This is a genomic window from Pseudomonas brassicacearum subsp. neoaurantiaca, assembly GCF_013608025.1.
Lineage (GTDB): Bacteria > Pseudomonadota > Gammaproteobacteria > Pseudomonadales > Pseudomonadaceae > Aquipseudomonas.
In genome coordinates, this window is the sequence record NZ_VDLV01000050.1 from 1,090 (window position 1) to 14,165 (window position 13,076).

The following is a 13,076-nucleotide window of genomic DNA, read 5'->3' on the forward strand; positions in this document are numbered from 1 at the left end:
AGCCGTTGAGCACATTGGCGGCGGCGTTGCCGATCAGCACGTTGTCCGAGGTGTTGCCGGTGAGGTTGAGCGCGGCGACGCCGAGCAACATCGCATTCTCGACGTTAGCCGACAAGGTATGGCTGACCGCTGTCCGGACCAGATCGATGCCTTCGCCCGCCAGCTCTACGACGTTGTCACCCGCATTGTCGAGGACATACGTGTCGTTACCCGCGCCACCTACTAACGTATCGCGCCCGGCGAGGCCATCCAGCAGGTTATTGCCCGCGTTACCGGTCAGCACGTTGTTCAACGCGTTGCCGCTGCCGTTGAGGTCGGCGCTACCGGTGAGCGTAAGATTTTCCAGATTGGCACCCAGCACCCAGTTGACCGAGGCCCGTACGCTGTCGATTTCCCCAGCCAAGGTGCTGGTTTCGCTGATCACATCCTTGAGGTTGTCGACCACGTAGGTGTCATTGCCCGTGCCGCCGATCAACGTGTCGATACCGAGGCCTCCGTCCAGGACGTTGACGCCAGCGTTGCCCGTGATGCGGTTGTTCAGCGCGTTTCCGGTGCCGTTGATATTGCGAGCGCCGGTCAAGGTCAACGTTTCGACGTTGGCACTGAGCACGTAATTGCTGGACGCCAGGACAATATCGATACCGCTATCCAGCGCGCCGGTTTCCTGAACGACGTCGTTGATGTCATCGACAACATAGGTATCGTTGCCCGCCCCGCCGATCATCACGTCTTTGCCGGCGCCACCATTGAGCACATTCGCCAGCGCGTTGCCGATCAACGTGTCGTCGTTGACCGAGCCGATTGCGTTTTCAATTTTGGCACCGTAGGCGATCGCCAACCCTTCATTGAAATCGGTCTGGGTGCTGAGGTTCTGGAAGGTCTTGCCGATCTTGCTGAACTCACCTTCGTTCAGGTTGATACGCACGGCTTGCAACTGGTTGCTCGCATCGATGGTATCAATACCACCGGCATCCCAGATCGTCTCGAAAACCGATTGATTGGCCGCCCAGCTATAGGTGTTGTTGCCCACCAGCCACTGTTTGTTCGCCCCATAAAGGCTTTGGATGGCGGCGATATCCAGCAACATCGGTGTGGTGGGCTCATACGAATAGTTGTTGTTGTAGCTCATGATCGTGTAACGAACATCGTCGAACTGAGCAGACAACACGGTGCTGTTCGTAGCACTTGGCGAGAACGGGTGCTTGAGACCCAGCGCATGGCCAATCTCATGCATGAACGTCATGTAATCGTAAGTGCCCTTGACGGGAGCCGGGTCGTTAGTGACCGGACCGATCCACACATCGCCGCCACTCGGGCTCCGGGAAGGGAAATATCCCCAGGCAGCGTAGCTATCGGGCATGTCCCCATAGCCGCCAAATCGCAGGTCCCCCACGTTGGTTGTGGTTTCGCTGACCTTCGTGAACCTGACATTGGAGACAGAACTCCACGCCCCAAGCGCGCTGGTGATGCTGTTTTGTTGCGCAGAGGTGAGGACGTAGCCGGATTCGTATTCGTTCTCGCTGCTATAGATCCAGGGGAAGATCGACTTCATTGTCATGAAGCTGTACGTCAACGACGTGCCGGTCGTCGCGCTACCGGTCCAATACGTACCGTACAGCAAGCTGTTGACCTGCGTGTTGGCAGTCAGCGTGGCAGACGAAATTGAGGAATATCCGAATGGACTGGGCATACAAGCTTCCTATGAGCAATCTGCGGCCCTTCCCGGGTGCGGCCGCTACAAGTCGTTAATATTGCCTGAAAAATGGCGCCAATAATATTACTTGGCCATCATTTTTTTCTACCGTATATCCGATGCAGCGGGGGTCGCCAGCCACTCGTTGGCCTTGCGTATGTCGCCCTCCCCCAACCTGCCGCTCCAGCGATGCAGGACAAGCAGGCTGGTCACAAAGCGGTACTGGGACTGATAGAAATCACGCCGCGCGCGAAACTCTTCCTTGATGCTATCGAGCACGTCCACGGCATTCTTGACGCCATAGGAAAAGGCCTTCTCGGTGGCGAGTCGCGACTTCTCGGCCGATTCCAGCGCACGATGCGTCGCCTTGATACGGCTTAGCTCGGCGGTCATGCCCAGATAGGCCGTGCGAGTCTCCTTGATGACTTGGCGCCGCAACGCCTCGAGTTCTTGCTGCGCGGCCTCTTTGTCGCTTTCTGAACTGGACACTCGGGCGCGGGTGGTGCCGCCGCTGTAGAGCGGCATCTGCAAGTCCAGGGACGCGACGAGGTTGTCCGAGCGAGGCGCCAGCGCACCTTCGTAGCCGATGTCGCTGCGTTGCGCCATCAAGTTCAGGCCCAGCTTGGGCAGATGGCCGGCCTTGGCTTCTCCGATGGCCGCGTCGGCGGCGCGGATGCTGTGTTCCCGAGCGTGCAGCGCCGGGTTGCTGTCCAGCGCAGTCTGCACCCAATAATCCTGCGCTTGTGCCGGCAGACTGAACGCCGGACTCTCAGCGATGCGCTTGAATGGCTCGCGAACCTCGCGCCCCACCAGTTCGGAAATAGCTTCGCGGCTGACCTCGACCTTGTTGACGGCTTCGATTTCGTCAGCCTTGAGCGCATCCACGCGCGCCTCAACGTCCAGCGTGTCGGTCACCATTGCCATCTGCCGCGTGTACAAGGCATTAACGCGCTTGAGATTGCGCTCGGTCGCGTCCAGTTCGCTGCGCACCAGGGCCAATTCGTCCTCGGCGGCAAGCACGGCGAAATAGCGCTCGGACAGGTCAATGCTGGCCTGCACCCGCGTGTCGTCGGACTCATACTCGCTCTGGCGCGCCAGCTCCACGTATCGCTGATAACTGCGCCAGACCTGCGGGTCGTAGATGACCTGGTTGAGCATCACCGCCATGCGCTTGCCGTTGTACTGGATGCGGCTCAGCTCGTCGTCCCGCCGGCTGCGGTTGACGCTGCCGCTGGCATTGAGCTGTGGCAACAGTTGACCGAAGGCCGCACGCTCGTTGCCTTCGCCACTGCGAGTCAGGGCCTGCGCCCGCAGGACGCGCGGGTCGGCGCCCTGCGCCTCTTGATGCAACTGCCAGAGATCGACATAGGAAGACGTCAGCCCATTGTCCGCCAGGGCGCCAAACGACAGGGCGACCAGCCACAGCGCGACCAGAGATTTCATGTCAATCCTCGATCAACGAACGGGCAAATGCATTGCTGGCAGGCTGCATCAGGTATTCCAGCAACGTCCGCGACCCCGTATTGATCAACACCTCGACGGGCATTCCGGGCACCAAGGTAAGACCGCCCAATGCCTGCCTCCCCTTATCGGTCAAGGCCACGCGTGCCAGGTAATACGGGGTTGCGGTGTCCTTGTTGACCAGGCGATCGGCAGATACCTGTACCAACTGGCCCTCGATGACCGGCGTGGTACTGCTTTTGAACGCACTGAAGCGGATGCCAGCCAGTTTGCCCGGCGCTATGCGGTCAATGTCCATTGGTGAAACCTGGGCCTCGACGATCAGCTCCTCGTTGGCCGGGACAATGTCGAGCAGCGCCGTCCCGGGGCTGACCACCGCGCCCAGGGTATGCACGGTCAAGCCCATGACCTTTCCGGATTCCGGCGCGAGGATATCGGTGCGCTGATCGCGATCCTGCAGGGTGGCCAACCGCTCGCGCAGTTCGTAGACCTTGGTCCGGGCATCACCCAGCAAACCCGCGACTTCACTGGCAAAGGTCTTTTTCAGCTGCAAGATCTTCAACTGCGCTTCGTCGGCCTGGACCCTGGCCCGCGCGCTGGCAGACTGGCTTTCCGCAATTTCGGCCTGCAGCCGGGCCAGGCTGCGCTCCTGCTCGCGCAAACGCTGCTTGTCCACGTAGCCTTCGGACAACAACGCGCGTAAGTCGACGATCTCCTCTTGATAGGAAGCCGCGAGCATCTGCTTGCTGGCGACGATAGCCCTATAGCCACGAATCTGTTCCTCGATTTGCCCGATCGACTTCTCCTGCAAGGCGATTTCCCCGAGCAAGGAGGTCCGTCGGGTCTGGAAGATCCGTGCTTCGCTGTCGCGCGCCTCGCGTACGCGAGCATCAGCGAGGTCCAGGGCGGGCACGGCCAGCGGCTCGGGCAAGCCATCACGCTCGGCCACCAGTCGGGCTTCGAGTTCGAGCGCTGCGATCAACTGGCTGCGCATCGCTTCCATTTCAGAGCGCGCCTGGGTGTTGTCGAGCACCAACAGCACATCGCCGGCCTTCACCAGGTCGCCGTCATGTACGCGCAACTCGCGCACGATGCCGCCTTCCAGATGCTGCACGGTCTTGCGGTAGCTCTTGACGGTGACCACGCCCGGCGCCAGTGCCGCGCTGTCAAGCGGTGCCAGGGTGGCCCAACCGCCAAACAGGCCGAATGTCACCAGCAGCATGAGATAGCCGATGCGCCGTATCGGTTTGTCGTCAATGGAAAACCCGGTGACAGGGGCGGATGATGGCTTGATCTGTTGCATCGAATGGCTCATCCGCTTCCTACGATTCAATGGCGGCGGTCTGGTGCGCCGCGGGCGTGGCAGCCTGCAGTCGCGCCAGGACCTTATCGCGCGGCCCGAACAGGCTCAGCTCGCCCTGGTTGAGGACCAGCAGTTTGTCGACCTGCGCCAACACCCCGGACCGATGCGTAATGACAAACACAGTGGCGCGGCTCTGCCTGAGCTTTTGCAGTGCCTCGGCGAGCATCTTTTCGCCCGCATCGTCCAGGTTGGAGTTCGGCTCATCGAGCAACACCAGGCGCGGTTCTCCGTACAGCGCGCGAGCCAGGCCAATGCGTTGGCGCTGGCCGCCGGACAACCCACCGCCATTGGCCCCGATCACCGTGTCGTAGCCATCAGGCAGTTGCAGGACCAGCTCATGTACACCGGCCATGCGCGCGGCGGCGACCACGGCTGGTGCGTTCACCGGACCGAAGCGTGAAATGTTCTGGCTGATGGTGCCTTCGAACAACTCGATGTCCTGCGGCAGGTAACCGACGTAGGGGCCTAGTTCGTCCCGCCGCCACTGGCTGATGTCCGCACCGTCCAGGCGTACCGTGCCCGCCAGGCTTGGCCAGATGCCGAGCAATGCCCTGGCCAGCGTCGACTTGCCCGCGCCGCTGGGCCCAATGATGCCCACCACCGAACCCGCCGGCACCTCGAACGTCAGGCCACGGATAATCGGTTTGCGCTGGTTGGGCGAGCCAACGCTAAGGCCTTCCACTCGGATCGCGCCCTCGGGCGCCGGCAAAGACATGCGCTCAGGTTCGGCGGCGATCGTTCCCAGCAATTGGTGCAGCCTCGCATATTGCGAACGTGCGCCCAGGAAGCCTTTCCAGACGCCGATCAATTGATCGATGGGCGCCAGGGCTCGCCCCAGCAGAATGGAGCCGGCGATCATCAGCCCAGAGGAAATCTCGTGATTGATCGTGAGGTACGCACCCAAGCCCAGCACCAGCGACTGGACGACCTGGCGGAACGTCTTGGAGACAGTCGCTACGGTCGTGGCACGGTCACTGGCGAGGCTCTGCAGGGAAAGAACGGCGTGGGTCTGCTCGCTCCAGCGCTGACGCAAGCTGGCAAGCATGCCCATGGATTCCACCACCTCGGCGTTGCGCAAGCTCTTGTTGGTGAACGCGGTCGCCGCCATCTGCTCGCGGTTGGCCGCATGCAGCGGTGCCTGGGTGAGTTTTTCGTTGACGTAGGCCAGCGTGCCCAACAGCACAGCGCTCAGCAGCCCCATCCAGCCGTACCAGGGATGGAACATGAACATGACGGCCAGGTAGATCGGAATCCAGGGCGTGTCGAAAAACGCAAAGAGGCCGTTGCCGGTCAGGAACTGGCGCAGAGCGTTCAAATCGCTCAAGGGCTGGGCCGTAGCGTTCATGCCGCAGCTTGTAAGCGCCTGCTTGAAACTCGCGTCGAACAGGCGCTGGCCCAGCAACGTGTCCAGGCGCGTGCTGATCCGCACCATGATCCGCGACCGCACCCACTCCAGCCCGCCCATCGTGGTCAACAGGAGCAACATGATCAGCGTCAACATCAACAAGGTCGACAGGCTGGCGCTGGCGACCGCCCGGTCATAGACCTGCAGCATGTAGAACGAGGGAACCAGCATCAGCAGGTTGATGAAAAAACTGAAGAAGGCAACGGAAAGAAAGCTGCCTTTGCATGCGGCAAGGGCATCTTCCAACTCGGTCCTGGAGTGGGCTGGCATGGTTCATTCCCTGAGGTCCGATTAGGGTCAAACCTGGAAAAATCAAAAGGGCACAGGCGCGCGGACGCCTGGAATATCTTTTCTTGGACACCACTGCAGTGCCCGCACAATCGGATCTACCGCGCTGTATCGGCACGTCCGTGCGGTTCTTAAGGAGAAATTTCAAAGGAGCCTCTCTGGCCGGCGGTTCGCCGGAAGCTCACAAGCTCCCGCTTGCGGCACCCGGCGGATGTCGACACGTCGATTGGCGATTCGCCCGGCCTCGGTATCGTTTCCAGCGATGGGTTGATTGGCGGCGAAGCCCTGCACGGCAAGACAATCGGCGGGAATGCTGCCCACGCTCTGCATCCAGTCGCGCACCGCGGAGGCGCGGGCGTGGGAGAGCTGCTGATTCTGCTCGGATGAACCTGTGGCATCGGTATGTCCGGCAATGATGATCAACCAGCCTGGCTGGGCCTTGATGTCGACCAGTGCCTTGACCAGGATGGGGGTCGAGCCAGGCTTGAGCTCCGCGCTGCCGGCGTCGAACAGCGACAGGCTGTCCAGGCGCACCGGATCGGGCCAGGCGACCTCGGTCTGCACGCCCTTCCACCACCCGGCAACGCCAGCGGCGACGGCAAGCGACAGCGCCGCGGTGCACAGCCACGGCCACGGCCATAATCGTCGTTTGCCGCTTGTCGCATCGGGCGGCGGCACGAGCACGATCGGCATCATCAATGCCGGTTCCGCCACCCTGAGGGGGAGTAATGCCGTTTCGGTGCCGAAGTCGCTCCGTTCCAAGCGCTGGACAAGGTGACGGACCTGCAGCTGCAAGGCTTGCAGTGTGGTCAACGGCGCGGGCATCTGACACGTCAACCGAGCAATCAGGCCGGCCAGCGCATTATCCAATTCAAGCAATGCATGCAGGTCATTGGTTGTCAGCGCCAAGCTGCGTAGCAGCGTTTGCAGTTGGGCAAACAACCACCCGAGCATATCCAGGCGAACGGGTACCGACGCCGGCCAGAGACTGGGCCATTGATCACAGAGGGTCTTGAGCAGTCTCATGCCTTCGACCATGCCATCCAAACCGTGACGCTGCCCCCGGGCCAGCGCATAGAAGCTAACGGTTTGCAGTTCTGCCCCGTTCAATTGCAGCAGCACGAGGCACAACTGCTCCACTTTCTGCCAATCCACATCGGGACAGGCGCTATGACCCAGCTTCGCCAATTCACCGCGCAGGGCGACGAACTCAGCATAGCCGCGCGGATCGCCGCCGAGTCGAACATGCACCTCGAACAACGCGCTCATCGTCCTCCCCTTGGGTGATCCATTCCAGGCGCCGAAAAGTAGTTCTGCCGCGTCAGGTGGCGCACAAGGACTCTTCCTTCAGGCCCCACGGTGGTTCCGAAACTCACCCGCCGCCCGCCCTTCAACTGCACGTCGAGCGCACATTCCAGATGCCCCGGCAGCAACTGCGGCAGCAGCTCGATAGTAAGCGCTGCGAGCCGTGGTTCGTATTTGAGCAAGGTGTCGGTCATGGTCTTCATCAAAGTATGGGCCGTTGCCGGCAACCCTTGCAGAACCGTACCCATATCGGGCAGTCCGTAGTCCGGCAAATGACTGAGCGCGCCCGCCCGGCAATTGAGGATGCGTTGGAGGTTGTCCAGGACCGACAGGGTGTGCTGGTCCTGCTCGCTGACGCGATGCAAATCCAGTTCTCCGTCGAAGTTCTGCAACAACATTTCGTAGAGCGAGGGGTTGGGCTCGGTCATGGCTTATTCCTTCGCCAAGGGACGCAAGGTCAGTTGGTTGTCCCCCATCTCGATGAGCCGTGCCCGATCCGGGTCCAAGTCGTCGCGCGTCAGCATCAGGCGCCAGGTATTCGCTTGGGCATCAGGGCTGCGAAACAAGCCGACCAGGGCGACCACCCGCGCCTGCGGGTCCATCGGCACGCTCAACTGCGCTCCTGCTCCGGGTTTCACCACCACGGCTCGCTTGTCCAGCAACGCGCCGTCGAGCTGCCCCTCGTCACCACTCACCAGCCCCTCGTAAGTCGCCCGATCCAGCGCTTTGCTGTCGCGCAATTGGTATACGCGCACCAGGGTTGGCAACGACAGCGCATTCATGTCCGCAACGTCGGTGTTGAGCGCCGTGCGCGCGTTGAAGTCCAGATGCAGGGTTTTCACTTGCTTATGGAAAATCGTCTCAGCGGCTGACGCAGTGCCTTGCGTGACGGTCTGGGTCAATCCACACCCGCTCAGCGCGGTGGCGATCACTGCCAGTATCGATAAATTAAAAAGCGTACGAGACATGCTGTGTTTCCCTGTTCCGAGAATGGATCGAGAGGCCTTGATAACGGCCCAGATTGATCGTGAGGGTTTCGTGTTCTTTCGCCCGCCAGGTGTCGGTCCCCAAACCCAGCACACCGGTCATGCCCAATCGAATCTGGGGATTGCCCAGGACCGGGGCCGGCAGGCTGCTCACCGCAACCGTCAATTGCAGCGTCGCGCTGCAACGCCATCCCAGGTACACCCGCAGCAGCACCAGCAGGTCGCTGTGCAGCGTTCCGCCGGGCAACCAGTCGCTGGCCTCCTTCGCGTCTTCGGTGGTGAGCATCAAGAGCAACTGGCTATTGACGTCCCGCCCGACACTGCCCAGCGGCGTGCCTTCGGACAGTGGCACCAGACGGGACGGGCAAAGGCTGGCCGGATGCGCCAAGAGAATGTTCTGCGGCCAGTGCGGGCTGATCCGCGCCTGGGTCTTGCTCGCCAGTAGCTTGACCAGCGCCTCTATGCCTTCGGCGTTGCGGGTTGGCAGGCGCATGACGCTGAGCAGCGCAAGGAAACGCGAAATGGGCGTCGCGACGCGTCGCGTGCTCCCGGGGATGCCCAGCCCGATCAGGCCCAGCAGGCATTGCGACGTCGCATCGGTGCCGCCTGCTGCGAAAGTGGCCGGGTAGGAATACTTGCGCCAGATGCGGTAGAACTGGGTAAAGATCCGGTGGTTGAAAATGTCGAGGAATGCTTCCAGCGCCTCATGCCCTTCCCGGCGTTGGGCGATGTCATCGAGGAACGCCGTCGGCATTGGCGAGTCGACACCGTACAACCCCAGCACACGGGTGCGCACCGTCGCCGGGCGCCCGGGATTCTCCCGATCGAGCTCGATCGCTTTCAGCTCGCCAGCCGGGAAGCCCATGCCGGGATCGGGCCGAAAACGCACCGGGTCGTCCTTCGGACGCGCAGTGCTGCCCAGCAGAGGATTTCCAGGCGACGCTTGTTCCAGCAACTGGCAAAAACGGTACAGGCTGGCCTCGGCCACCCGCTCCTGCAATGTGTTCAGCAAATCGCCGGTGTTCAACCGGGAATACGCTGGCTGTGGTTCTCGCTCCATCGCAGGCACGCTCCAGTAGGTTGAAGGACCAGCGTGAGCTGGGTGTACAGATGGACGTCCGCGTAGAGCGCAAAGAAGCGGTTGAGCATTTCGCCGAACAGACTGATGTCGCCCTCCCCCGCGAATCCGTTGGCGTCCAGGGTGATTTCGATATCCACCCCGCGCAGCAGGAAGCCCTTTTCGAAGCGCTGGACCAGGTGATGACTCACTTCGACGATCGCGGCCAACCGACGCCGGTTCAGCTCGCTGCCCGTCCAGTCGTATAGCGCCAATGTCCCGCGCAAAACCTCGGCACTGTCGAGCATCGGCAGAAAATTCGAGCCCAGGTGGCTGAGGATGCGCCAATGGAAACGGTCGCGATTTGGCGGATAGCACGGCAAGGTCGGGGCACACAGGTTGCGCACACGCAGGCCGAACTGGGTGAGCTGCACCGCCGTGTCGAGCACCGTGCTCTGCAACGCTTTGCGCGGCAGTTGGCCGTGGGTACCGGTCAGGCGCAGCGACAGGCGTTTATCGGGCCGCAGCAGCCGATCCTCGTCGAAGCCTTCGCCACCGAGGATCAACCAGGTGTCGTGCAAGCCATTGGCGGCGCGCTTCAAGCGGGTGTGGAAATAACGTTCAGGGGCCTCGTCACGCAGCATGCCGCCCTTGTGGCGAAAGCTGCTAAACGGCACGTAGTCCAGGCGTTGTTCCTCTTTTGATGCGGTGACTTCGTCCACCGAATAGATTTCCAGATGGCCGTCCTGCAAGCGCATCGGCCGCAGCAGGTAATCGGTTTGCAAAGGGTCCAGTTCAAGCGGGTCAGCTTCCAGCACAAACAGGTTGATCACCGGCACGGCGTGCAGGCGGATGTGTTCGGCGCTCAGGTCAAAAGCATGAGGCCAGGGTTCACGCAGTACCAATTCGAGGTCGAACCAGGGCGCACTGGGTTCAATCACCAGTTGATCCAAGCCGCAAAGGGTGACGAACATGAATTTTTCACGGAAGGTGAAATATTCCAGCAGCAACTGGTAACCACTGAACGCACTGTCGCCCTTGGGCCACAGCCGATCCTCGTCGGCAAAGCCCTTGGCCGCGAAGTAGCCGTCAACGGGCGTGCGGCCAGGTTCCCCTGCCACGCGCACGTACATCGCCTGCCGGTTCAAGGTCAGGGCTTGGTGCAGCGCGCTGGCCAGCGGCGCATCGGCATTCAAGTACAACGGCAGGCGACTCAGATCGATCTCCGTCCAAGGGACGGATTTGCTGCGGGCAAAGCGCAAGCGCAGCAGCGAGCGACCATCCGGTTCGTGGTCACGCGCCACCGACGCCAACGCCAGCGGCTGCAACGTCACGTCTTGCGTGGTGGTATAGCGGCAGCAGGTGCGCTGCGGCCCGATGGGCTGCGAGAGGATCTCGAACCCTCGGGCGATCCGTTCGCTGCGTTTTATCTGCGCGAGATCGGGCGCCATCTCGATGATCGACAGCGACGGAATGGTCCGCAGATAATGCGGCCACAACAGGCTCACCAGACCTTCGGTCAGTTCCGGCAGATCATCGTCGAGCTTTTCCCGCAGGCGGCCCATCAGGAACGCAAAGCCCTCGAAGAGTCGTTCCACATAGGGATCCTGTGCCCCCGGCTTGTCCAGGTTGAGGTGCGCCGCCCGATCCGGGAACGCCTCGGCAAATTCCTTGCCCGCCTCGCGCAGGTAGCGCATTTCGGCGTCGAAATAGCGCAGTGTCAGATTGTCCATGTCCATAAAGAATCCTGATCAATGAGAGTCAGCCGCACAGCACTGCGGCGCGTACCGGATCGATGGCTACGAGCGCCGCCAGCAAGGCGTCCATGCGTCGAGCCAGGGCGGGTTTGTCGGTGTCATTGCGTTGGGCTTTCAGGCGCAGCAGCTTGAGCAGTCGGGCCTTGACCTCGAAATACAGTTCGGGCTCCCACACGCGCAGGTCGTGGTGTTGGACGGCAACATCCAGCTCCCCGAGCAGGTGGATGGCCAGATCGGTCTTGCCAAACTGTTCGGCGACCCGTGCCATGAGTAGACGCAGCAGCCAACGTTGCCGCCCGTCATGAATATCCGGGCGCGCCGCCAGCCAGGCCAGTGCGGGCTCGACCCCTTCCCTGTCGGCCTGCGCCAAGGCTTCGCCCTCCCACGACAAGACGTCGGCATCGCCGATGCCATGCGTCGACGATGGAGCCGGTAGCCATTGCCCAGGACGATTGGCGCTGGTGTGCTGGGCGATCCATTCACGGGTGGTCTCATCGGCGAAGGGCGTACCGTCGCTCCAGCGCAGCAGTTCCACTCCCGGCAACCGCTCGACGAACATGCCCAGGTCACGCTGGATGACATCGGCCCAGCCGTCCTGTGGCGCGGGTTGTCGACCCAAGGCTTGATAGACGTACCACTGCAAATCCAACCAGAAATGGTTCACGCCCTCGGCATAGATCCGCTCCACCTGATCGAGCAACTGGCGCCAAGCCTGCTGCAGGTACAAACGCTTGAGCTGTGCCCGATAATCAGCCCTCGGCGGCGTCAGCCGGGTATTGCCGCCGGCATCCTCGGGCGGCGCCTGATGCACCGTGTCCCAGCGCAGGCTTTTCATCAGTCGATGGCCTGCCAGCCAGCCGTGGGGTTGATCGCGCAAATAACCGGCCAAGGCCCGGCCGTGGTCCAACAGATCCCGACCGGACTTTATCGAGCTGACCGTCGGCGCACCGGCCTGGGCATTCGATTCCTGGCTGGCATTCTGCGGAACCACCGCCTCCACACCGCCGGATTGAGCCAGGCGGGCAGACAGCGCGGCATGTAGCGCGCCAAGGCAAGGACGTTGATCTTCCGGCCAAGCCTCCAGCCCCTGCTCAAGCCAGGCCAACGCTGCGGCAGTGCGCTCGGCCTCGGCCTTGACCACCTCCGGGTACAGCGACAGGGTGTCCAGCACCTTGGCGCCGGCCAGCCATTGCAGCGCCACCTTGCGACTGGTGGCGCGCGCCGGCAGTATGCTGTCAGCGAACCGCTCCACCAAAGCCGCCAGCAGGCACAGACCGTCGGCCAGCCCCGCCTCACCGTCCCGGTGCAAACGCGCCCACACGTAATAGGTGACCACGCGCAGATCCTTGCAGGTCCGGGTCAACAGCTTCTCGGCCAACTGGGCTACTCGCTCGGCATCGGCACCGGACAACTTGTCGACCTCTTCGCGCATGCGCTGGAAGTCATCGTCATAGCCAGGGTCGTCGCCGACGGGTGACGCCTCGCTGATCGGTTGCAGCCAGGGCTGCCAACGTGCGGCCTGTTCACGGGCAACGGCCACCGCGTCGCGCTTTCCGAGGCAACGGGTGATCAAGCTTTGCAGGCTCATTCGAAAACCTCTTTGCGCGCATGGGACGCCTCTGCCCCGCCGTCAGCGAGGAATATCCGCCCCGGCAACTTGAACCCGCGCAACTTCAGCAGCGTCATCGGCCCGGCATCGAGTTCGGTGCGCAGGTGCCAGGTCAGGCCCAGGCCATCGGGGGCCTTGAGCTCCATGCGGTA

Annotated in this window: 10 protein-coding genes; all 10 read right to left on the reverse strand. The window is 62.0% G+C overall.

Annotation, left to right across the window (positions count from 1 at the left end):
• Nucleotides 1–1,690 (reverse strand): M10 family metallopeptidase (locus tag FHK92_RS27900; RefSeq protein ID WP_258232724.1); only part of this gene is annotated, 1,690 nt, incomplete at its 3' end.
• 108 nt (nucleotides 1,691–1,798) lie between these two features.
• Complete coding sequence (locus tag FHK92_RS23365; protein WP_181290199.1) at nucleotides 1,799–3,136, reverse strand: TolC family protein; 1,338 nt, start codon at nucleotides 3,134–3,136, stop codon at nucleotides 1,799–1,801.
• Nucleotide 3,137: 1 nt separating this feature from the next.
• Nucleotides 3,138–4,469 (reverse strand): HlyD family type I secretion periplasmic adaptor subunit, encoded by a 1,332-nt coding sequence (locus FHK92_RS23370; protein WP_181290200.1) that lies wholly within the window; start codon nucleotides 4,467–4,469, stop codon nucleotides 3,138–3,140.
• A gap of 7 nt (nucleotides 4,470–4,476) precedes the next feature.
• Nucleotides 4,477–6,192: a type I secretion system permease/ATPase gene (locus tag FHK92_RS23375; protein ID WP_181290201.1), complete on the reverse strand. Its 1,716-nt coding sequence runs from the start codon at nucleotides 6,190–6,192 to the stop codon at nucleotides 4,477–4,479.
• Nucleotides 6,193–6,354: 162 nt separating this feature from the next.
• Nucleotides 6,355–7,479: an OmpA family protein gene (locus FHK92_RS23380; RefSeq protein WP_181290202.1), complete on the reverse strand. Its 1,125-nt coding sequence runs from the start codon at nucleotides 7,477–7,479 to the stop codon at nucleotides 6,355–6,357.
• Complete coding sequence (gene tssE / locus FHK92_RS23385; RefSeq protein WP_181290203.1) at nucleotides 7,476–7,943, reverse strand: type VI secretion system baseplate subunit TssE; 468 nt, start codon at nucleotides 7,941–7,943, stop codon at nucleotides 7,476–7,478. Before tssE ends, FHK92_RS23380 begins: the two co-directional genes overlap by 4 nt.
• A gap of 3 nt (nucleotides 7,944–7,946) precedes the next feature.
• Complete coding sequence (gene tssJ, locus FHK92_RS23390) at nucleotides 7,947–8,483, reverse strand: type VI secretion system lipoprotein TssJ (protein WP_181290204.1); 537 nt, start codon at nucleotides 8,481–8,483, stop codon at nucleotides 7,947–7,949.
• Complete coding sequence (gene tssG / locus FHK92_RS23395) at nucleotides 8,464–9,561, reverse strand: type VI secretion system baseplate subunit TssG (RefSeq protein ID WP_181290205.1); 1,098 nt, start codon at nucleotides 9,559–9,561, stop codon at nucleotides 8,464–8,466. The genes tssJ and tssG overlap by 20 nt, the downstream gene beginning before the upstream one ends.
• Nucleotides 9,525–11,297 (reverse strand): type VI secretion system baseplate subunit TssF, encoded by a 1,773-nt coding sequence (tssF, locus tag FHK92_RS23400; protein WP_181290206.1) that lies wholly within the window; start codon nucleotides 11,295–11,297, stop codon nucleotides 9,525–9,527. The genes tssG and tssF overlap by 37 nt, the downstream gene beginning before the upstream one ends.
• 22 nt (nucleotides 11,298–11,319) lie before the next feature.
• Entirely contained in the window at nucleotides 11,320–12,903 is a 1,584-nt protein-coding gene (tssA, locus tag FHK92_RS23405; protein WP_181290207.1) for a type VI secretion system protein TssA, read from the reverse strand.
• Nucleotides 12,904–13,076 lie beyond the last annotated feature (173 nt).

Excerpts from the sequence above, each read along its gene's own strand:
- FHK92_RS23365 (WP_181290199.1), bottom strand. The coding sequence starts at position 3,136 with ATGAAATCTCTGGTCGCGCTGTGGCTGGTCGCCCTGTCGTTTGGCGCC.
- FHK92_RS23370 (WP_181290200.1), bottom strand. The coding sequence starts at position 4,469 with ATGAGCCATTCGATGCAACAGATCAAGCCATCATCCGCCCCTGTCACC.
- FHK92_RS23375 (WP_181290201.1), bottom strand. The coding sequence starts at position 6,192 with ATGCCAGCCCACTCCAGGACCGAGTTGGAAGATGCCCTTGCCGCATGC.
- FHK92_RS23380 (WP_181290202.1), bottom strand. The coding sequence starts at position 7,479 with ATGAGCGCGTTGTTCGAGGTGCATGTTCGACTCGGCGGCGATCCGCGC.
- tssE (WP_181290203.1), bottom strand. The coding sequence starts at position 7,943 with ATGACCGAGCCCAACCCCTCGCTCTACGAAATGTTGTTGCAGAACTTC.
- tssJ (WP_181290204.1), bottom strand. The coding sequence starts at position 8,483 with ATGTCTCGTACGCTTTTTAATTTATCGATACTGGCAGTGATCGCCACC.
- tssG (WP_181290205.1), bottom strand. The coding sequence starts at position 9,561 with ATGGAGCGAGAACCACAGCCAGCGTATTCCCGGTTGAACACCGGCGAT.
- tssF (WP_181290206.1), bottom strand. The coding sequence starts at position 11,297 with ATGGACATGGACAATCTGACACTGCGCTATTTCGACGCCGAAATGCGC.
- tssA (WP_181290207.1), bottom strand. The coding sequence starts at position 12,903 with ATGAGCCTGCAAAGCTTGATCACCCGTTGCCTCGGAAAGCGCGACGCG.